Here is a 20,364-nt window from a genome sequence, read left to right on the forward strand (position 1 = left end):
GCGCTCGCCGGAACTCTCCCTTCGGGACCCAAGACTGGTTTACTAGAACCGTTAAAGGTTTCAAACAGCCATAAAGAGGTAACAGGCTGTTTGAAAGCGGTAAATTAAGTTGGATTTTAAAAGGTAATAACATGATTCAAATGCAGACCATCTTAGATGTGGCTGACAACTCTGGTGCACGCCGTGTAATGTGCATCAAAGTATTAGGTGGATCTAAGCGTCGCTACGCATCTGTAGGCGACATCATCAAAGTGGCCGTTAAAGACGCAGCTCCTCGTGGTCGCGTAAAAAAGGGCGATGTATATAATGCTGTAGTTGTTCGCACAGCAAAAGGTGTACGTCGTAACGACGGTGCACTGATTAAGTTTGATAACAATGCAGCCGTGCTGTTGAATACTAAATTGGAACCAATTGGTACCCGTATTTTTGGCCCGGTAACCCGTGAGCTACGTACTGAGCGATTCATGAAAATCGTTTCATTGGCTCCTGAAGTACTGTAAGTGAGGTTGCAATGAAAAAGATTAAAACTGGTGATCAGGTGATCATCATTGCCGGTAAAGATAAGGGCAAACAGGGTAAAGTCGTATGTGTTCTCGGTGAGAAGGTGATTGTTGATGGTGTGAACCGCGTAAAACGTCACCAAAAACCAAATCCCATGCGTGGAATTGAAGGTGGTGTAATTACCAAAGATGCGCCATTGGCTATCTCCAATGTAGCGATTTTCAATCCGGAAACCCAAAAAGCTGACCGCGTAGGCATTAAAGTAGAAACTGTAGACGGTAAAGTAGTACGTACACGTGTATACAAATCTACCGGTGCTGTCGTGGGAGCTTAAGGAGTAATCAATGGCTCGTTTAAAAGACTTTTATAACACCACTGTTGTTCCTGAGTTGACCAAACAGTTCGGTTACAAATCTATTATGGAAGTACCGCGTATTGAAAAAATCACTCTGAATATGGGTGTGGGCGAAGCGGTTGCCGATAAGAAAGTAATGGAACATGCAGTTGGTGACTTAGAGAAAATTGCTGGTCAGAAACCGGTAGTAACCGTAGCACGTAAATCAATTGCGGGTTTCAAAATCCGTGATAACTATCCAATCGGTTGTAAAGTAACTTTACGCCGTGACCGTATGTATGAGTTTCTGGATCGATTAATTGCCATTGCCCTACCACGTGTGCGTGACTTCCGTGGCGTAAACGGTAAATCATTTGACGGTCGTGGTAACTACAACATGGGCGTGCGTGAACAAATTATTTTCCCGGAAATTGAATACGACAAAATTGATGCTTTGCGTGGTCTGAATATTACCATCACCACGACTGCCAAAACTGATGCAGAAGCCAAAGCACTGTTGTCTCTGTTCAAATTTCCGTTTAAGGGTTAATTATGGCTAAGAAAGCACTTATTAATCGTGAGCTGAAGCGCGAAGCTTTGGCAAAAAAATATGCTGCCAAACGCGAAGCCATTTTCGCTATCATCAATGATGCCAATGCGACTGATGAAGAGCATTTTCAGGCTCGATTGAAACTGCAGGCTATTCCGCGTAATGCTGCTCCGATTCGTCAACGTCGTCGCTGCGCTTTGACAGGTCGTCCGCGTGGTAATTTCCGTAAATTCGGCTTGGCCCGTACTAAAATCCGTGAAATCGCCATGCGTGGTGAAATTCCGGGCGTAATCAAAGCCAGCTGGTAATAGGAGTATAAAATATGAGTATGCATGATCCTATTTCCGATATGTTGACCCGTATTCGTAATGCTCAGCGTGCTAACAAAGCATCTGTAAGCATGCCGTCTTCCAAACTGAAAGTGGCTATTGCCAAAGTTTTGAAAGAAGAAGGTTACGTAGAAGACTTTGCCGTATCTACCGAAACCAAGGCGACATTGGAAATACAATTAAAATACTACGCTGGTCAGCCTGTGATTGAACGCATTCAACGCGTTTCACGTCCTGGTCTGCGTGTGTATAAAGGTTCCAACGACATTCCTTCAGTAATGAATGGTTTGGGCGTTGTGATTGTGAGCACTTCTAAAGGTGTAATGACTGACCGCAAAGCCCGTGCCAATGGTATCGGCGGTGAGTTGTTATGCGTGGTTGCCTAAGGGGAAAACATGTCTCGAATTGCTAAACATCCGGTAGTCGTTCCGGCTGGCGTTGACGTTAAGTTCTCTCCAGAAGCTATCATTGTTAAAGGTAAAAACGGCGAACTGTCCCTGCATCAGCATGCTGAAGTAAATGTAGCATTAAATGATGGACAATTAGTTATTACTGCCAACGACAGCAGTACAAAAGCGAATGCTTTATCTGGTACCGTGCGTGCGTTACTGCACAACATGGTTGTTGGTGTAAGCAATGGTTTTGAGAAAAAACTGCAATTGATTGGTGTAGGCTATCGCGCTCAAGCTCAAGGAAAGGTATTGAATCTTTCTTTGGGCTACTCTCATCCGATTAATTACGAATTGCCAGAAGGCATTACAGCTACTACACCTTCAGCTACCGAAATTATCATTGCTGGTGCTGACAAACAGGTAGTAGGGCAAGTTGCTGCTGAAATTCGTGGATTCCGTCCGCCTGAACCTTATAAAGGTAAAGGTGTACGATATGCTGATGAGCGTGTCGTTATTAAAGAAACCAAGAAAAAATAATTGAGGCTCACTGATGGATAAAAATGTAGCAAGACTGCGTCGTGCACGTAAAACCCGTGCCAAAATTGCAGCCCTGAACAAAGTGAGATTGTGCGTTTTTCGTACCAATAATCACATTTATGCCCAGGTTATTAGCGCTGAAGGTGATCGAGTATTGGCTCAGGCTTCTACTCTTGAGGCTGATGTGCGTGCCAGCATCAAATACGGCAGCAATGTAGACGCTGCGGTAGTGGTTGGCAAACGCATTGCTGAAAAAGCTAAAGCAGCCGGCATTGAAGCAGTGGCATTTGACCGTTCAGGTTTTCAATACCATGGTCGCGTTAAAGCCTTGGCTGAGGCAGCCCGTGAAAACGGCTTAAGCTTCTAATAAACTGGAGACCAGAAATATGGCAAAACACGAAACTGAAGAACGCGGTGACGGCCTGATCGAAAAGATGGTTGCCGTAAACCGTGTGACCAAAGTGGTTAAAGGTGGCCGCATTATGGCTTTTTCAGCTTTAACCGTAGTAGGTGATGGCGATGGTCGCATCGGTATGGGCAAAGGTAAATCTAAAGAGGTTCCTGTTGCTGTACAGAAAGCCATGGATCATGCACGTCGTAACATGATTAAAGTGCCATTAAATGGCCGTACAATTCATCATGAAGTAATCGGTCGTCATGGCGCTACTCGCGTATTCATGCAGCCTGCCAAAGAAGGTAATGGTGTGAAAGCAGGTGGTCCGATGCGTTTGGTTTTTGATGCAATGGGCATTCATAATATCTCTGCTAAAGTGCATGGTTCAACTAATCCTTACAATATTGTTCGTGCAACATTGGATGGTTTGTCTAAACTGTACACGCCAGCTGAAATTGCTGCCAAACGTGGCCTGACCGTAGAAGAAATTTTAGGAGCAGATCATGAGTGAGCAGAAAACCGTACGCATTACACTGGTTAAAAGCTTGATTGGCACTATTGCCGCTCATCGTGCCTGCGCACGTGGCTTAGGTTTGCGTCATCGTGAGCATACTGTTGAAGTGCTTGATACCCCCGAAAATCGTGGCATGATCAACAAAATCAGCTACCTTTTGAAAGTGGAGAAGTAACATGCTTTTGAATACCATTCAGCCTGCTGAAGGTGCTAAACATGCGGCTCGCCGCGTGGGTCGTGGCATCGGCAGTGGTTTAGGCAAAACCTGTGGCCGTGGGCACAAAGGTCAGAAAAGCCGTAAAGGTGGTTATCATAAAGTTGGTTTCGAAGGCGGACAAATGCCTTTGCAGCGTCGCTTGCCGAAACGTGGCTTTAAATCTATGACAGCTCATCTAAATGCTGAAGTGCGTCTGGATGAACTGGCAAGAGTTGCAGTAAACGAAATTGATGTTCTGGTATTGAAACAGGCCGGATTGGTACCTGCAACTGCTTTGAATGTCAAAATTATTGCATCTGGCAACATTGATAAGGCGGTAACTTTAAATGGTATTAAAGCCACCAAAGGTGCGCAACAGGCCATTGAAGCTGCCGGTGGTAAAGTAGCAGAATAAGGCAAGGAAACAAGTGGCTAATCCGCAATCCGCAACAGGACTTTCAAAGTTTGGTGATTTAAAAAATCGTCTGTTATTTTTGCTTGGTGCGTTGGTTGTATTCCGCATCGGATCGCATATTCCAGTGCCCGGTGTGGATGGTGCTGCTTTGACCAAACTGTATGAAAGTGCCGGCGGAGGCATATTGAGCATGCTCAATATGTTTTCCGGCGGTTCACTGCAACGGTTCAGTATCTTTGCAATTGGTGTTATGCCATATATTTCAGCTTCAATTATTGTACAGCTGGCTTCTGAAATTATCCCTTCCCTGAAAGCACTCAAAAAGGAAGGTGAAGCTGGACGTCGGACTTTGACGAAATATACGCGTTATGGCACTGTATTGTTGGCTACTCTACAAAGTTTCGGTGCCGCAGCATTTGTTTATCAACAAAATGTAGTGGTATCTGGCCAGTTTGAATTTTATTTGACTACCATGGTGTGTCTGGTTACCGGAACCATGTTTCTTATGTGGCTTGGTGAGCAGATTACAGAACGTGGTATTGGTAATGGTATTTCGCTGATTATTACTGCCGGTATCGCAGCCAGTCTGCCTGCCGGTATTGGTCGCTTACTAACACTGACTAGTCAGGGTTCAATCAGTTATTTGATGGCTGTTGCACTGATTGTTGGGGCATTAGCTTTGATTTATGCTGTTGTATACATCGAAAGTGCACAACGTAAAGTACCGGTGCAATATGCTAAGCGGCAAGTAGGTAATCGCATTATGCAGGCTCAGAATTCACATTTGCCATTTAAATTGAATATGGCCGGCGTGATACCGCCAATTTTTGCGTCTAGTATTATTCTGTTTCCCTCTACTCTATTAAGCTGGTTTGGTTCAGCTAATCAAGATGGATGGTTGCAGAAACTGGCCACACTCTTGCAGCATGGTCAGCCTGTTTATATTTTGCTATTTGCAGCTACTATTATCTTCTTTTGTTATTTCTATACGGCGTTGGTATTCAGTCCAAGAGAAATGGCAGAAAATCTGAAGAAAAGTGGTGCTTTCGTGCCGGGTATTCGCCCTGGTGAACAAACCAGTCGTTATCTGGAGAAAGTTGTATTGCGTTTAACCTTCTGGGGCGCAATTTATATAGCTATCGTGTGCCTGATTCCGGAAGTACTAACTTCTGCGATGAATGTACCTTTCTACCTAGGTGGCACCTCACTACTTATTCTGGTGGTGGTGACCATGGATTTTAAAACGCAAATTGCTTCTTATGTGATGAGTAGTCAGTATGAACATCTAATGAAGCGTTCTGCGATGAAATCATTATCATCACGTCGTTAAGTATTATGGCTAAAGAAGATACCATACAAATGCAGGGTGAAATCCTTGAAACCCTGCCCAACGCAACTTTTAAAGTTAAACTAGAAAACGATCATGTCGTTTTAGGTCATATTTCTGGAAAAATGCGTATGCATTACATACGTATTTCTCCTGGAGATAAGGTGACTGTGGAATTGACTCCGTACGATTTGACTCGTGCTCGCATCGTTTTCCGCGCCCGCTAAGAGTAGAAAGGAAATAATATGCGCGTTCAGCCGTCGGTAAAGAAAATTTGCCGCAATTGTAAAATCATCCGTCGCAACCGCGTTGTACGTGTGATTTGTACCGACCCTCGTCACAAACAACGTCAAGGCTAATTGGATAACCCTAAGTCTTTATGTTATAGTGACAGACTTTTTGCCCTAAGGAAAAAATATGGCTCGTATTGCAGGGGTGAATATCCCTAACAATGCCCATATCGTAATTGGCCTTCAGGCTATTTATGGTATTGGTTCGTCTCGCGCTAAACTGGTTTGCGAAGCTGCCGGCGTTGTGCCGAGCACTAAAGTTAAAGATTTGGACGAGGCTCAACTTGATGCTTTACGTGAACAAATTGCCAAATACCATGTAGAAGGTGATTTGCGTCGTGAAGTAACCATGAACATCAAACGATTGATGGATATGGGCTGCTATCGTGGTCTGCGTCATCGTCGTGGTTTGCCTTGCCGTGGTCAGCGTACCCGTACCAATGCGCGTACTCGTAAAGGTCCGCGTAAAGCGATTGCAGGCAAGAAATAATTGATAAGGAACAATAATGGCTAAAGCAAACACAGCTCGTGTGCGCAAGAAAGTACGTAAATCCGTAAGTGAAGGTATTGTGCATGTACATGCATCTTTCAATAATACCATCATTACTATCACTGACCGTCAGGGCAATGCATTATCTTGGGCTACCTCTGGCGGTGCTGGTTTTAAAGGTTCACGTAAAAGCACACCATTTGCCGCTCAGGTTGCGGCTGAAGCAGCTGGCAAAGTTGCCCAAGAGTATGGCGTAAAAAATCTGGAAGTTCGTATTAAAGGGCCGGGTCCTGGTCGCGAATCTTCTGTACGTGCGCTCAACGCTCTTGGTTTCAAGATTACCAGTATTACAGACGTTACTCCATTGCCACACAATGGTTGTCGGCCACCTAAAAAACGTCGTATCTAACAGGAGTATTCGAGTATGGCACGTTATACCGGCCCGAAATGTAAATTAGCCCGTCGTGAGGGTACTGATCTTTTTCTGAAGAGTGCTCGTCGCTCTCTGGATTCTAAATGTAAGCTGGATTCTGCTCCAGGTCAGCACGGTGCGAAAAAACCTCGCCTGTCTGGCTATGGATTGCAATTGCGTGAAAAACAAAAAATTCGTCGTATTTACGGCGTTTTGGAACGTCAGTTCCGCCGTTATTTTGCTGAAGCAGCCCGTCGTAAAGGTTCGACTGGTGAATTGCTGCTTCAGTTGTTGGAATCTCGTTTAGACAACGTGGTATACCGCATGGGTTTTGGTTCTACACGTGCTGAAGCCCGTCAGTTGGTATCTCACAAAGCCATTACCGTGAACGGCCAAGTTGTCAATATCCCTTCTTTTCAAGTAAAAGCTGGTGATGTAGTTGCTGTTCGCGAAAAAGCCAAAAAACAGGTGCGTATTCAAGAAGCTTTCAGTCTGGCCAGTCAGATCGGCTTACCAAGCTGGGTTTCTGTTGAAGAAGGCAAACTGGAAGGTGTTTTCAAAAACATGCCAGATCGCACTGAATTGAGTGGCGATATTAATGAACAGCTGGTGGTAGAGTTTTACTCTAAATAAAGCTGGTTAAGTGAGGACAGTTAAATGCAAAACACATCCGAATTCTTGAAACCGCGTCAAATTGACGTTGACACCTTGTCTGCTACTCGAGCCAAAGTGTCTATGGAGCCGTTTGAACGTGGTTTCGGCCATACGTTGGGTAATGCTTTGCGTCGTATCTTACTGTCATCAATGAATGGTTATGCGTCGACAGAAGTAACGATTGAAGGCGTATTGCATGAATACTCTACGCTTGACAGTGTTCAGGAAGATGTTGTTGATATTCTTCTGAATCTGAAGGGCGTAGTATTTAAAGTGCATGGCCGCACAGAGGTAACTCTAAGTCTGAAAAAGTCTGGAGCAGGAGTTGTTACTGCTGCTGATATCGAGTTACCACATGACGTCGAAATTGTTAATCCTGATCATGTTATCTGCCATCTGTCAGAAGGTGGAAGTATTAATATGGAAATCAAGGTTGAGCAAGGACGTGGTTATGAAGCTGTGTCTGGTCGTCGAAATAAAGACGATCACAAACGTATCGGCGCTATTCAACTGGATGCAAGCTTTTCGCCTATCAGTCGTGTCAGCTTTGAAGTGGAACCGGCTCGTGTGGAGCAACGTACTGATTTAGACCGCTTAGTTTTGGATATTGAAACCAATGGTGCAATTGATCCGGAAGAAGCGGTACGCAGTGCGGCCTGTATTTTGATTGATCAGATGTCAATCTTTGCTGATTTACAGGGTACGCCGGTAGCAGTAGTGGAAGAAAAAGAACCACCTATTGATCCTATTCTACTTCGTCCTGTGGATGATCTGGAGTTGACCGTTCGTTCAGCAAACTGTTTGAAAGCTGAAGATATTTACTATATTGGCGATTTGATTCAACGTACAGAGACTGAACTGTTGAAAACTCCGAATCTGGGTAGAAAATCTCTGAATGAAATCAAGGAAGTCCTGGCTTCCAAAGGTTTGACGTTGGGTTCAAAACTGGAAGCCTGGCCGCCGGCCAGTCTGGAAAAGCCACAAGTTTGATGATTAAAGGATAATGACATGCGTCATCGTAATGGTAACCGCAAATTAAACCGCACCAGCAGTCATCGTGCTGCTATGTTGCGTAATATGGCTAATTCATTGTTGACTCACGAAGCGATTGTAACTACTTTGCCGAAAGCTAAAGAGTTACGCCGTGTAGCTGAACCGTTGATTACTTTAGGTAAAAAGCCTTCACTGGCCAATCATCGTTTAGCGTTTAATCGTACACGTGATCGTGAAGTTGTTGTAAAGTTATTTAATGAATTGGGCCCGCGCTTCGCTAATCGAAATGGTGGCTATCTGCGCATTTTGAAATATGGTTTCCGTAAAGGTGATAATGCTCCATTGGCTCTGGTTGAGTTAGTAGAGAAAGCACCTGAAACAGAAGCTGTTGCTGAGTAATCAGACTTCAAATACAAGCCAGCCGTTAGGCTGGCTTGTTTCATTTTGTTTATTTGCTCGTTAATACAATTATGATTGTGTAGAAATTTTACTTGTGAAATTATTTTAAATGCTTGATGGGTATCGACAAGTTTTATTAAAAGAAGATTTGGTCGCTTTGTCACTAAGTAAAAAATGAGGATTCACGCAATAATTAATGGGTATAGCTAGCAATAATTATAAGTATAAGATATATGGTATGACTTGAATTGTTTGCTAGGTGAATTTGTTAACACTGATTATTTAGTAGAGCAATTAAATTCTTAATTCTTAGCTAAATCTTTGTATATGATGATATTTCATCCATTTATTTATCTTTAGTTAAAGCACGATATGATGTAATTAAATGTTTAAACGCAGATTAATAATTTCATTATTTTATTTATCAGTTCTCATTTGATTGCTTTGCTGGAATGGCTGCTGATAAATCGTCTTCTGCGTATAATTGTTTCCCGTAAATTAACCATTGTTATTCAAGGAGAAACTATGAAGTACTTGCGATTGGCGTTATGTGGTTTGATTTTGTTGACTGCTTCATTTGCATGGGCAGGCCGTATTTTACCTCGCGATGTTCAGATTGTAGTGCTGAAAAATGCTGAGGGGCAACAGGTTGTATTGGGAACTGCGAAAAAGGCCTGGTTACGTACCCTGAGTCTGGGCTTAATCAATGGTAATAAAACATTTCAATTGAGTCGTGCCGTAAGAGTGCATGATGCCAATAACCGTTTTATTACTTATAATAATTTGTCTAGATTCAAGAACTCTCCGATAGCGGTACGCTTTGACAGGATGAATCAGATTCTAGAAATCTGGGTGTTGACGGATGAGGAACAGAATGAGTTGATCCGCCCGAATAATCCTCAGGTTGAATAATATTGTTAGGTGTTATGAAAAAAGTATTTATACGAACCTTTGGTTGTCAAATGAATGAGTATGATAGCGAAAAAATGCTGTCTGTACTTGCGGAAGGACAATCTTTAGAGCGTACTGACAGAGCTGAAGATGCGGACATTATTCTGTTTAATACTTGCTCAGTACGGGAAAAAGCTCAGGAAAAAGTATTTTCAGATTTGGGACGTATTCGGCCGTTAAAGACTAAAAATCCGAATTTAATCATCGGCGTGGGCGGCTGTGTGGCCTCTCAGGAAGGTGAGGCAATCATTCAGCGGGCGCCTTATGTAGATGTTGTTTTTGGACCGCAGACTTTGCACCGTTTGCCGCAAATGATTTTGGATAAGGAGACGAGTGGTCTTTCTCAGGTAGATATTTCTTTTCCTGAAATAGAAAAATTTGACCATTTGCCACCGGCTCGTGTAGAGGGAGGAGCGGCTTTTGTTTCCATTATGGAAGGCTGTTCCAAATATTGTAGTTTCTGTGTTGTCCCTTACACGCGTGGTGAAGAGTTTTCTCGTCCATTGGAGGATGTGTTAACTGAAATTGCCGGACTGGCTCAACAAGGTGTTAAGGAAATTAACCTGCTAGGGCAGAATGTGAATGCTTATCGGGGCGATATGGGCAATGGTGAAATATGTGATTTTGCTACTTTGCTGCGTATTGTCCATGAAATACCTGGTATTGAGCGCATGCGTTTCACAACGAGCCATCCTCGTGAATTTTCTGACGCTATTATTGAGTGCTATCGGGACTTGCCAAAATTGGTATCGCATCTGCATTTGCCAGTACAGTCTGGTTCTGATCGTGTGCTAGCAGCAATGAAACGTGGCTATACTGCATTGGAATATAAACATATTATTCGTAAATTACGTGCTATACGTCCGGATTTATGTTTGAGCTCAGATTTTATTGTAGGATTTCCAGGTGAAACGGAACGAGAATTTGAGCAGACGTTGAAGCTGGTACAGGATCTGGCTTTTGATTTAAGTTTCGTCTTTATTTATAGTCCGCGGCCAGGTACGCCAGCGGCTAATTTGCCAGATGATACGCCACATACTGAAAAGGTACGTCGGCTGGAGGCTTTAAATGAAGTGATAGAGACTGAAACAGCTCGTATTAATCAATCAATGCTTGGAAGTGTTCAGCGCTGTCTGGTGGAAGGTGTCTCCAAAAAGGATCCAGATCAGTTGCAGGCTCGAACAGCTAATAACAGAGTGGTAAATTTTACCGGCCATCCACGTCTGATAAATCAAATGGTTGAGTTGGAAATTACTGAGGCACATACATTCTCGTTACGCGGAAAAATTGTTTTGGCCGAATGAATAATTCATTAGGAAAGCAGAGGAAAGCAAAGCGCTAATGAGGCTTGTAAATGCAGATCAATATGCATATAAATACAAACAAGAAGGCTGTATTGGTTATTCGATTAGCTGCAATATGGTAGTGTTTTTGTCCGGTTACCTATCTGTATAATTGTGTTAGCCGGTTTTGTGTGGCCTTTTTTCGGTATTAAAAGGAATTGGCATGAGCCCAGTGGGTATTTCTTTTTTGGATCGTTTTTTTAAAATTAAAGAAAGTGGCAGTAGTGTGCGCACTGAGGTGCTAGCAGGCCTGACTACTTTTTTGGCAATGAGTTATATTTTGGTAGTCAACCCATCCATTCTGAAGGATGCAGGAATGGATTTTGGTGCCGTTTTTGTGGCTACCTGTATTTCTTCGGCATTTGCTTGCATGATGATGGGACTAATAGCAAATTATCCGATTGCTCTGGCACCGGGTATGGGACTGAATGCCTATTTTACCTATGCAGTAGTGAAAGGTATGGGTATTTCATGGCAAGTGGCGTTGGGCGCGGTTTTTGTTTCAGGTATTATTTTTATTATCCTGAGCTTATTTAAGGTACGCGAGGCAATAGTGAATTCTTTACCGAATTCGCTTAAGTTTTCCATTGGTGGGGGTATAGGGCTGTTTCTTGCTCTAGTAGCATTAAAAAGTGCCGGTGTTGTGGTTTCTAATCCGGCGACTTTGGTTAGTTTGGGCGATATTCATTCACCTCAGGTATTGATGACAATTGTTGGGTTCTGCTTTATCGTCACATTGGAGCATTTTCGGGTACGCGGCGGGATAATTATTGGTATTTTAACCATTACGGCTGTAGCTTCGTTGATGGGTATCAATCAGTTTCAGGGCGTGTTTGCACCAGTGCCTTCATTAGCTCCTACTTTCTTACAGCTGGATTTTCATGATTTATTTACCATGAGTCTGGTAAGTGTTATTTTTGTTTTTTTCTTTGTTGATTTATTCGACAGTACAGGGGTACTGATTGGTGTGGCTGGTCGCGCAGGGTTGCTAGTAGACGGCAAGTTGCCACGGGTAAAAAAGGCATTGTTGGCTGATTCTACGGCCATTGTGGTGGGAGCTGGACTAGGTACTTCTTCTACTACGGCTTATGTGGAATCAGCAGCGGGTGCGGCTGCTGGCGGGCGCACAGGTTTAACGGCGGTTGTTGTAGGTATTTTGATGCTGGCAAGTTTATGGTTTTCTAAACTGGCTGCGAGTGTTCCTCCCTATGCGACTGCACCTGCATTGATGTATGTTGGCGTGCTGATGATGCGCAGTATGACTGAGATTGACTGGAAAGATGTTTCTGAAGCAGCGCCAGCATTTTTTACTCTGATTTTTATGCCTTTCGCTTATTCTATTGCGGATGGTATTGCCATGGGCTTTATCAGTTATGCACTGATTAAATTGTTCTGTGGTAGGGTTAAAGATGTATCTTACATGGTATGGATAATTGCGGTTTTATGGGCATTTAAACTGCTATGGCTTGGAGCATAATGTAGTTTGGTTGATAACAGGCAGCCGCTATGGCTGCCTGAATATTTTTAGCCGCAGGCTTGAATGCTGATTGTACCCGATATGATTCGTAATCACTGATTTATATAAATGATAATGGAGAAATGATGTCTTTAATTGATGAGATTATGGACTTTAATCAGAAGTTTGTGGATGCTGAAGAATACGAGCAGTTTTTTACTGACAAATATCCTGAAAAAAATCTGGCCATTGTGTCTTGTATGGACGCAAGAATTCTGGATTTGCTGCCTCGGGCGCTAGGATTGAAAAATGGGGATGCCAAAGTGATTCGCAATGCCGGTGCTTTGGTTACTCATCCGTGGGGTTCAGTGATGCGCTCGTTGCTGGTGGCAGTCTTTGAAATGAACGTACACGAAATCATGGTAATTGGGCATTATGACTGTGGTATGCAGGAATTACATGTACCAGATATGTTGGATCGTATGCGGGCACGTGGTATCAGTGATGAACGTTTGGAGATACTGGAGAATGCTGGTGTGGATTTTCATAAGTGGTTGACAGATTTTGATAGTGTGGAAGACGCGATTATGCATTCTGTTAATATGATACGTAAGCATCCGTTGATGCCGAGTGAAATAAAGGTACATGGTCTGGTGATCCATCCCATTACGGGAAAACTGAATATTGTGGTGAATGGAAATAAAGTATGAAACGAGTTGGTTTGTTTGGTGGTACGTTCGATCCACCACACAATGGCCATATTCATATTGCGCAGGCTTTTGCAGATGAATTAAAGCTGGATAATGTGATATTTATTCCGGCTGGTGATCCATATCATAAACTGAGACAGTCTAATTCAACCGCAGAACAACGGTTGTGCATGGTAGAGCAGGTAATTGCTATGGATAAACGTTTCAGTGTTTCTGATTGTGATGTGCGGCGTAAAGGGCCTACCTATACGATTGATACGGTTTCTTTATTTCGACAGGTGTTTACACAGACACAGTTATGGTGGTTGCTGGGTATGGATTCATTATTACAATTGCCTAAATGGTATCGTTATCAGGCTTTATTGCAAAGTGTGAATCTAGCTATTGCTCAGCGTGGCGAACAAGGTTTAACTGAGTTGCCGAATGATTTACAGGGTTGGCTACCAGAAGCTTTGGCTAAAAATTTGATTGCACCAGACGGTGCGGATGGCGGTCGGGCTAAATTATTACAGGCATCATTTTTACCGGTAAGTTCCCATGAAATTCGTGCAGAATGGTCAAAAGGGAAGCATGATGATGTACCGGCTGCGGTAGCCCAATATATCGACCAAGAAAACCTTTATCGGGCATAATTTGCCTGTTTTAATGCATTTTCGAGCAGGAAATGCTTTTTACACATTAGGAAATAAACAGTATGGATGAAAATCTTATCGCTCAATGGGACAATATGGTTGCCATTTGCGTGGATGCACTTGAAGATATTAAAGGTAAAGATATTACTGTGTTGGATACTTCAGCACAAACTTCGCTGTTTTCGCGAATGATTATTGCCAGTGGTGACAGTACGCGTCAGGTAAAAGCGCTGGCTAACAATGTGGCTGTAGAATTAAAAGAAGCTGGTTATGAAATAATCAGTACTGAGGGGCTGGATAGTGGTGAATGGGCTCTGGTTGATGCAGGTGATCTTGTCGTACATGTAATGCAGCCAGCGGTGCGTGATTATTATGATATAGAAGCATTATGGGGTGGTGAAAAGCCTTCTTTTCATGCTGGCGCAGCTAAACCATGGCAGGCTGCTGATTGACGGATTCTGATGTTTTTTGTGATTGAATGAATATTACCGTATTGGCTGTAGGAACGAAGATGCCGCAATGGGTGGATCATGCGGTGCGTGATTACAGCAAAAGATTTGGCCGAGAAATTCAGTTTCAGCTTAAAGAAATCAAACCTGAAAAACGAGGTGCCGGTGTTAATGCCGCGCAGGCTATGGCAGCTGAAGAACAGCGCATTGTTGCAGCCATACCCGCACATAGTTATCTGATTGTATTGGATGAGCGTGGTAAGGCACCCACTTCAATGGAACTGGCCGATAGTTTAAAGAAATGGCAACAGCAGGGCGACAATCTGTGTTTTATTATTGGTGGAGCTGATGGCATGACGACCAATTTGAAGCAGCGGGCAAATATGTTGATGCGATTGTCGAGCCTGACTTTACCACACGGAATGGTAAGGGTGTTGCTGACTGAGCAGCTATATCGTGCTCAGTCTATTCTGCATAATCATCCCTACCATCGTGAATAATTTCTTAAGGTAGTTACTGCCTCTGGTCGCAGAACTTGTGTGACTGGAGGTGCTAATTATTTATAATTAATCTAGATAGAAATAATGTCCTGACATAGAATGAATAGCCCCGAACAGGGGGTAGGCTAGTATATAATTGCGCTGCAATCAGATTGGTAGTGCTAATAGCCTATATTGTCTGAATTTATTCATAATAAGTAAAGTCTGATCATGAATCCTACCCCTCTCCTTGATACAATTGATCTACCACAGGATTTGCGTCGTTTGCAAAAAAGCCAGTTACCCCAACTGGCAGATGAATTGCGTGCGTATTTGCTGGAATCAGTAAGCAAGACAGGGGGGCACTTTGCGAGTAATTTGGGTGCAGTTGAGTTAACTGTAGCCCTACACTATGTGTACCAGACGCCACAGGATCATTTGGTATGGGATGTGGGTCATCAGAGTTATCCGCATAAAATTTTGACCGGACGTAAAGGAAAAATGGCTACGATGCGCCAGTTTGGCGGTCTGGCTGGATTTCCGAAACGCAGTGAATCTGAATACGACGTATTTGGTGTAGGCCATTCTTCTACCTCTATCGGTGCGGCATTGGGTATGGCGGTGGCCGATAAATTGCAGCACAGAAACAATCGAAGTGTGGCGATTATTGGTGATGGTGCTATGACAGCAGGGCAGGCGTTTGAAGCGTTGAATAATGCTGGTGATATGGACGTGGATTTACTTGTTATTTTAAATGACAATGAGATGTCTATTTCTCCTAATGTTGGTGCTCTTCCGAAATATCTGGCCAGAAATCCTTTGCATGATGTTAAAGGACTGGTGAAATCAATCAAGCAAAAATCAGAAAAGGTTTTGGGTATGGTACCCGGGGCTCTGGATGTAGCGCAGCGGGTAGAAAACAAAATCAAAGGCCTAATTGAAGAAAGTACCACTTCGGAAACGCTGTCCTTATTCGATAATTTTGGCTTTACTTATTCTGGACCAGTTGATGGACATGATGTTATTCAGCTTGTAGATGTGCTTCAGGATATGCGCAACCGGAAAGGACCGCAATTATTGCATATCATTACCAAAAAAGGCCAAGGTTATAAACTGGCAGAAAATGATCCTGTAACTTTTCACGCTGTCAGTGCTTTTGATCCGGCTCAGGGTCTGTATTCATCTGGTGCAATTGCTTCCAAACCGACTTATACCCAGATTTTCAGCCAATGGATAATTGATCAGGCAGCGGCAGATAAAAAACTGCTGGCTATTACCCCTGCTATGCGAGAAGGCAGTGGACTGGTGGAGTTTGCTCGTCGTTATCCCGAACGTTATTTTGATGTCGGAATTGCGGAGCAGCATGCAGTCACGTTTGCGGCAGGTCTGGCCTGTGAGCAAATGAAGCCGGTAGTAGCTATTTATTCCACTTTTCTGCAACGAGCGTATGATCAGCTCATTCACGATGTTGCTTTGCAGAATTTACCAGTTTTGTTTGCTATTGACCGTGGCGGAATTGTAGGTGCTGATGGTCCGACACATGCAGGTGTTTATGATTTAAGCTATCTTCGTTGTGTGCCTAATTTGGTTATTGCCGTACCAAGCGATGAACATGAATGTCGTTTACTGCTATCTAGCTGTTACCAGCTCAATCAGCCAGCTGCTGTACGCTATCCTAGAGGGGCAGGTACAGGTGTACCAGCTGGTACGAATTTGGCAACTGTAGCAATTGGTAAGGGGGTAGTACGTCGTCAGGGGCAAAGGATTGGTTTAATTGCATTTGGAAGTATGGTATCAGCTGCTATGTGTGTAGCGGATGCTATCGACGCTACAGTGGCTGATATGCGGTTTGTTAAACCACTGGATACCGAACTTTTACTTCATCTGGCTGCTGAACATGATTATTTGGTGACCATTGAAGAAAATAGTAGGATTGGTGGAGCTGGTAGTGCAGTGCTTGAAGTGCTGGCACAGCATAATTTAGTCAAACCGGTTCTCACACTGGGCATACCTGATATTGTAACTGAGCATGGTGATTCAGCACAGCTATTAGATCAGATGGGACTGAGTGCTGCCAAAATTCAGCAACACATTCTTGATTGGGTTGTTTAGTTTTTAGCTAAATTTCTGGTTTAGGCTTGGTTTCAATGTTCTAAATCTTCTAAGCATATTTGACATAAATTCTTATGGTTGCAGTTGCAAATTAAATAGCAGCTAATCTAACAGCCAGAAAAAATCAGGTGCTATGCTTTTTTTCAACATTATATTGATTCAATTGTTAATATATGATGATATGGTTTAAAAACCTATTTTCGTTGGACGTTTTCTTATAGTGATTTTAGTCAGTTTTCAGTAGCTAATTTTAGTTATATGCGAATCAATTCAATAATTAAATCTGTTATTCGTCAGTTTTAATATTTCTTCATTAGCTGCTTTTTGGTTATTACTGATGTCTTTAGTTGGTTGAAAATTTAATTTAATATCTTACACAAAAACTTTGCTGTAATGGCTTCTGCTTAAAACGAATTTCCATTTTACAAGTAGTAGAAAGGATGCAGCATCACTTCTCTTTGGTTAAATATTGGTATTTATATTTGGAGTGATTGCCTAAAAAATGTACAATAATTCACCTCTGAATATTGTTTTCCCATAATTAGTTTACTGAATATGCAAATAGGTTGTTATCAGCTGACAGCCCCTGTTGCGTTGGCTCCCATGGCTGGTATAACTGATAAACCCTTTCGCCAGCTGTGTCGTGAGTTCGGAGCCGGCTGGGCAGTCAGTGAAATGATTACCAGTGATCCAAGCCTGCAATATACTCGTAAAACTTTGCAGCGAGCAGATTATAAGGGTGAAAGCGGTATCAAGGTAGTTCAGATAGCTGGAAGTGAACCGCAGCAACTGGCAGAAGCTGCACGCTATAATGTTGCCCGTGGTGCAGACGTCATTGATATCAATATGGGTTGTCCAGCCAAAAAGGTTTGTAATGTACTGTCAGGCAGTGCTTTATTACAGAATGAATCATTGGTTGAAGCAATTTTAAAGGCTGTAGTTAATGCAGTAGATGTGCCAGTAACTTTGAAAACAAGGCTTGGGTGGGATGATGAGCATCGCAATATACTAACCATTGCCCATCTGGCGCAGGAGGCAGGAATTGCCGCTCTGGCTGTACATGGTCGTACACGTACACAAATGTATCGTGGTGAAGCGAGCTATGATCTGATTGCTCAGGTACGTCAGCAAATAAACCTGCCATTGTGGGTCAATGGAGATATAACCAGTCCACAAAAAGCCTTAAAAGTATGGCAGCAGACTGAGGCTGATGGCGTGATGGTGGGGCGCGCAGCTCAGGGGCAACCGTGGCTGTTTCGAGATCTTGTGCATTATCATCAGTATGGATGTTTGCCCCCCTCTTTGACGGTAGCGGAGCATGCACAGGTTATAATAGGACATATTGTGGCTATGCATCAATTCTATGGTGATATAACGGGTGTCCGTATTGCCCGTAAGCATATTGGCTGGTACGTCGCTGCCTTACCTCAGGGTGAGCATTTTCGCAAGCAGGTCAATAGCGTGAACGATGCGAAGATTCAGTTACAGCTGATTAATGATTTTTTAGACAGGCAGGTAGCACAACTATCGGTATGGCCTTGCTCCTATCGGCAGCAGTAACTGTTTGCCTTGTCATACGAGGATAATATAAATGAGTGAAGCACCCAAAGTAAGTATCGCTCAATGTATAGAGGTCAATGTAAGGCAATATTTTGCAGATCTGGATGGAGAAACACCTTGTGCTGTTTATGATATGGTGTTGCAGCAGATGGAATTACCATTGTTGCGTTGTGTGATGGATGTTTGTGAACACAATCAGACTCGCGCTGCACAAATTCTGGGTCTCAATCGCAATACTCTGCGAAAAAAATTAATGCAGTATCATTTGCTGGACTAAGGCAGTTTCAACTGAATACTAAGGGAGATGTCATGGTGGGAATCAAACGGGCACTGATCAGCGTGTCTGATAAAACTGGCGTGGTTGATTTTGCGCGTCAGTTAGCACAACTGGGCTTTGAATTACTGTCAACCGGAGGAACTGCCAGTCTATTGGCCAAAGAAAATATAGCTGTGACTGAAGTAGCAGACCATACTGGATTTCCGGAAATGCTGGATGGGCGAGTAAAGACACTACACCCTAAAATCCATGGTGGTATTCTGGCACGGCGTGATAATGCTAAACACATGAATCAGCTTGCAGCACAAGCTATCGGAACCATAGATCTTGTATGTGTAAACCTGTACCCTTTTGCTGCAACTGTTGCGAAACAGGATTGTACATTGGAAGACGCTATCGAAAATATCGATATCGGTGGTCCTGCAATGGTTCGCTCTGCCGCCAAAAACTGGCGTGATGTGGCTATTGTAACTGATAGTAATGATTATACTGCCATAATCGATGAAATCAGAAAGCAAAGTGGCCTGTCTGAGCAAACCCGATTTAATCTAGCACGCAAAGCTTTTGCTCATACAGCTCAATATGATGGCATGATTGCCAATTATCTGACACGCATTGACGATAAGAATTTATCTGGAATACCAGATTTACAAACCTTTTCCCAGCAATATAACCAAAGCTGGCTGAAAATTCAGGATTTACGCTATGGCGAAAATCCACATCAGCAGGCTGCCTTTTACCGGGATTTGCAGCCTGCTGAAGGCAGTCTCGCTAAATATCAGCAACTGCAGGGAAAAGAAATATCTTACAACAATATTGCGGATGCCGATGCAGCATGGGAAGCAGTCAAATCTTTTACTCAGCCGGCCTGTGTTATTGTCAAACATGCTAATCCTTGTGGTGTTGCCATAGCCAGTGACACTCTAACTGCTTACCAATTAGCGCTGGCGACCGATACAACCAGTGCATTTGGAGGAATTATTGCCTTCAATCGTGAAGTAGATGCGGCCACTGTAGAAGCCGTAACCGGTCAGTTCCTCGAAGTTTTATTGGCTCCTGCTTTCACAGACGAAGCCAAGGTCATCATAGCGGCCAAAAAGAATGTCCGAGTACTGGAAATTCCTTTGTCTGCCGGAGCAAATCAGTTTGAATTAAAACGTGTTGGTGGTGGTCTGCTGGTGCAGACACCAGACAGGCACTATATCGATGCAGGTGATTTAAAGGTCGTAACAGCAAGAGTACCCAGCGAACAGGAAATTAAAGACTTACTATTTGTATGGAATGTAGCTAAGTATGTGAAATCTAATGCTATTGTATTTGGTAAAAACGGGCAGACGTATGGTATAGGAGCAGGACAAATGAGCCGTGTCGATTCCACGCGAATTGCTGCGCGAAAAGCACAGGATGCTGGCTTCGAATTAAACGGTGCCTGTGCCGCTTCAGATGCTTTTTTTCCATTTAGAGACGGTGTGGATGTGATTGCTGCACAAGGTATCAAAGCCATTATCCAGCCCGGTGGTTCTGTTCGGGATGAAGAAGTAATAGCTGCTGCCAATGAACATGGAATTGCTATGGTGGTCACAGGCGTGCGCCACTTCCGCCATTAATTTTTTCCATGGCTTTGATACAAAAGCTACTATTTTTGTTTATCTTCTGACCAAAAATTGT

The 20,364-nt window shown here is 43.2% G+C and carries 29 protein-coding genes; all 29 read left to right on the forward strand.

Annotated features, from left to right (window positions below):
• Window positions 1-131: 131 nt before the first annotated feature.
• The 29 genes from rplN to purH all read left to right on the forward strand — a co-directional run bounded on the left by rplN (window position 132) and on the right by purH (window position 20,303).
• Window positions 132-500, forward strand: a complete 369-nt coding sequence (rplN, locus tag J3U67_RS04565; protein ID WP_025331700.1) for a 50S ribosomal protein L14 — start codon at window positions 132-134, stop codon at window positions 498-500.
• A gap of 11 nt (window positions 501-511) precedes the next feature.
• The gene (gene rplX, locus J3U67_RS04570) at window positions 512-835 is read left to right on the forward strand and encodes a 50S ribosomal protein L24 (RefSeq protein WP_267404015.1); all 324 of its coding nucleotides are present in this window, start codon (window positions 512-514) and stop codon (window positions 833-835) included.
• Window positions 836-845: 10 nt separating this feature from the next.
• A complete protein-coding gene (gene rplE, locus J3U67_RS04575; protein ID WP_025331698.1) occupies window positions 846-1,385 on the forward strand; it encodes a 50S ribosomal protein L5 in 540 nt (179 codons plus the stop codon).
• 2 nt (window positions 1,386-1,387) lie between these two features.
• Window positions 1,388-1,693 carry a 30S ribosomal protein S14 gene (gene rpsN / locus J3U67_RS04580; protein ID WP_025331697.1) on the forward strand — a complete coding sequence of 102 codons (306 nt, stop codon included), beginning with the start codon at window positions 1,388-1,390 and terminating at the stop codon, window positions 1,691-1,693.
• 14 nt (window positions 1,694-1,707) lie between these two features.
• Window positions 1,708-2,100, forward strand: coding sequence for a 30S ribosomal protein S8 (rpsH, locus tag J3U67_RS04585; RefSeq protein WP_100141126.1), 393 nt, complete (start codon window positions 1,708-1,710; stop codon window positions 2,098-2,100).
• Window positions 2,101-2,109: 9 nt separating this feature from the next.
• Entirely contained in the window at window positions 2,110-2,643 is a 534-nt protein-coding gene (gene rplF / locus J3U67_RS04590; protein ID WP_100151546.1) for a 50S ribosomal protein L6, read from the forward strand.
• A 13-nt stretch (window positions 2,644-2,656) separates the two neighbouring features.
• Window positions 2,657-3,010 (forward strand): 50S ribosomal protein L18, encoded by a 354-nt coding sequence (gene rplR, locus J3U67_RS04595; RefSeq protein WP_100141128.1) that lies wholly within the window; start codon window positions 2,657-2,659, stop codon window positions 3,008-3,010.
• Between the two features lie 19 nt (window positions 3,011-3,029).
• Window positions 3,030-3,548 (forward strand): 30S ribosomal protein S5, encoded by a 519-nt coding sequence (gene rpsE, locus J3U67_RS04600; protein ID WP_100100558.1) that lies wholly within the window; start codon window positions 3,030-3,032, stop codon window positions 3,546-3,548.
• Window positions 3,541-3,726, forward strand: a complete 186-nt coding sequence (gene rpmD, locus J3U67_RS04605) for a 50S ribosomal protein L30 (protein ID WP_100100557.1) — start codon at window positions 3,541-3,543, stop codon at window positions 3,724-3,726. The genes rpsE and rpmD overlap by 8 nt, the downstream gene beginning before the upstream one ends.
• A 1-nt stretch (window position 3,727) precedes the next feature.
• A complete protein-coding gene (gene rplO, locus J3U67_RS04610; RefSeq protein WP_267390862.1) occupies window positions 3,728-4,162 on the forward strand; it encodes a 50S ribosomal protein L15 in 435 nt (144 codons plus the stop codon).
• Between the two features lie 13 nt (window positions 4,163-4,175).
• The gene (gene secY, locus J3U67_RS04615) at window positions 4,176-5,492 is read left to right on the forward strand and encodes a preprotein translocase subunit SecY (RefSeq protein WP_100151547.1); all 1,317 of its coding nucleotides are present in this window, start codon (window positions 4,176-4,178) and stop codon (window positions 5,490-5,492) included.
• Between the two features lie 5 nt (window positions 5,493-5,497).
• Window positions 5,498-5,716: a translation initiation factor IF-1 gene (gene infA, locus J3U67_RS04620; RefSeq protein WP_003684714.1), complete on the forward strand. Its 219-nt coding sequence runs from the start codon at window positions 5,498-5,500 to the stop codon at window positions 5,714-5,716.
• An 18-nt stretch (window positions 5,717-5,734) separates the two neighbouring features.
• On the forward strand, window positions 5,735-5,848 hold the full coding sequence (gene rpmJ / locus J3U67_RS04625) for a 50S ribosomal protein L36 (RefSeq protein WP_003697674.1): 114 nt from the start codon (window positions 5,735-5,737) through the stop codon (window positions 5,846-5,848).
• 58 nt (window positions 5,849-5,906) lie between these two features.
• Window positions 5,907-6,269, forward strand: coding sequence for a 30S ribosomal protein S13 (gene rpsM, locus J3U67_RS04630; protein ID WP_037406984.1), 363 nt, complete (start codon window positions 5,907-5,909; stop codon window positions 6,267-6,269).
• Between the two features lie 16 nt (window positions 6,270-6,285).
• Window positions 6,286-6,678, forward strand: a complete 393-nt coding sequence (rpsK, locus tag J3U67_RS04635) for a 30S ribosomal protein S11 (protein WP_025331688.1) — start codon at window positions 6,286-6,288, stop codon at window positions 6,676-6,678.
• Between the two features lie 15 nt (window positions 6,679-6,693).
• Window positions 6,694-7,314, forward strand: coding sequence for a 30S ribosomal protein S4 (rpsD, locus tag J3U67_RS04640; RefSeq protein ID WP_025331687.1), 621 nt, complete (start codon window positions 6,694-6,696; stop codon window positions 7,312-7,314).
• 24 nt (window positions 7,315-7,338) lie between these two features.
• Window positions 7,339-8,325 carry a DNA-directed RNA polymerase subunit alpha gene (locus J3U67_RS04645; protein ID WP_100141131.1) on the forward strand — a complete coding sequence of 329 codons (987 nt, stop codon included), beginning with the start codon at window positions 7,339-7,341 and terminating at the stop codon, window positions 8,323-8,325.
• A gap of 18 nt (window positions 8,326-8,343) precedes the next feature.
• The gene (gene rplQ, locus J3U67_RS04650; protein ID WP_100141132.1) at window positions 8,344-8,727 is read left to right on the forward strand and encodes a 50S ribosomal protein L17; all 384 of its coding nucleotides are present in this window, start codon (window positions 8,344-8,346) and stop codon (window positions 8,725-8,727) included.
• A gap of 525 nt (window positions 8,728-9,252) precedes the next feature.
• A complete protein-coding gene (locus J3U67_RS04655) occupies window positions 9,253-9,639 on the forward strand; it encodes a hypothetical protein (RefSeq protein ID WP_143558400.1) in 387 nt (128 codons plus the stop codon).
• Window positions 9,640-9,653: 14 nt separating this feature from the next.
• Complete coding sequence (gene miaB, locus J3U67_RS04660; RefSeq protein ID WP_267390851.1) at window positions 9,654-10,982, forward strand: tRNA (N6-isopentenyl adenosine(37)-C2)-methylthiotransferase MiaB; 1,329 nt, start codon at window positions 9,654-9,656, stop codon at window positions 10,980-10,982.
• Window positions 10,983-11,184: 202 nt separating this feature from the next.
• Entirely contained in the window at window positions 11,185-12,498 is a 1,314-nt protein-coding gene (locus tag J3U67_RS04665) for an NCS2 family permease (protein WP_100141135.1), read from the forward strand.
• A 125-nt stretch (window positions 12,499-12,623) separates the two neighbouring features.
• Window positions 12,624-13,187 (forward strand): beta-class carbonic anhydrase, encoded by a 564-nt coding sequence (locus J3U67_RS04670; RefSeq protein WP_100141136.1) that lies wholly within the window; start codon window positions 12,624-12,626, stop codon window positions 13,185-13,187.
• A complete protein-coding gene (gene nadD / locus J3U67_RS04675; RefSeq protein WP_267390849.1) occupies window positions 13,184-13,819 on the forward strand; it encodes a nicotinate-nucleotide adenylyltransferase in 636 nt (211 codons plus the stop codon). Before J3U67_RS04670 ends, nadD begins: the two co-directional genes overlap by 4 nt.
• Before the next feature lie 62 nt (window positions 13,820-13,881).
• A complete protein-coding gene (gene rsfS, locus J3U67_RS04680; RefSeq protein WP_100141138.1) occupies window positions 13,882-14,271 on the forward strand; it encodes a ribosome silencing factor in 390 nt (129 codons plus the stop codon).
• A 26-nt stretch (window positions 14,272-14,297) separates the two neighbouring features.
• Window positions 14,298-14,768: a 23S rRNA (pseudouridine(1915)-N(3))-methyltransferase RlmH gene (rlmH, locus tag J3U67_RS04685; RefSeq protein ID WP_100141139.1), complete on the forward strand. Its 471-nt coding sequence runs from the start codon at window positions 14,298-14,300 to the stop codon at window positions 14,766-14,768.
• Window positions 14,769-14,978: 210 nt separating this feature from the next.
• Window positions 14,979-16,859 (forward strand): 1-deoxy-D-xylulose-5-phosphate synthase, encoded by a 1,881-nt coding sequence (dxs, locus tag J3U67_RS04690; RefSeq protein WP_267404022.1) that lies wholly within the window; start codon window positions 14,979-14,981, stop codon window positions 16,857-16,859.
• Between the two features lie 555 nt (window positions 16,860-17,414).
• Window positions 17,415-18,419 (forward strand): tRNA dihydrouridine synthase DusB, encoded by a 1,005-nt coding sequence (gene dusB, locus J3U67_RS04695; RefSeq protein ID WP_267404024.1) that lies wholly within the window; start codon window positions 17,415-17,417, stop codon window positions 18,417-18,419.
• A 31-nt stretch (window positions 18,420-18,450) separates the two neighbouring features.
• Window positions 18,451-18,696, forward strand: a complete 246-nt coding sequence (locus tag J3U67_RS04700) for a helix-turn-helix domain-containing protein (RefSeq protein ID WP_100141142.1) — start codon at window positions 18,451-18,453, stop codon at window positions 18,694-18,696.
• A gap of 32 nt (window positions 18,697-18,728) precedes the next feature.
• A complete protein-coding gene (gene purH / locus J3U67_RS04705; RefSeq protein ID WP_267404026.1) occupies window positions 18,729-20,303 on the forward strand; it encodes a bifunctional phosphoribosylaminoimidazolecarboxamide formyltransferase/IMP cyclohydrolase in 1,575 nt (524 codons plus the stop codon).
• The last annotated feature ends 61 nt before the right edge of the window (window positions 20,304-20,364 follow it).

The organism is Snodgrassella sp. B3837 (assembly GCF_026535955.1).
Classification (GTDB): domain Bacteria; phylum Pseudomonadota; class Gammaproteobacteria; order Burkholderiales; family Neisseriaceae; genus Snodgrassella; species Snodgrassella alvi_E.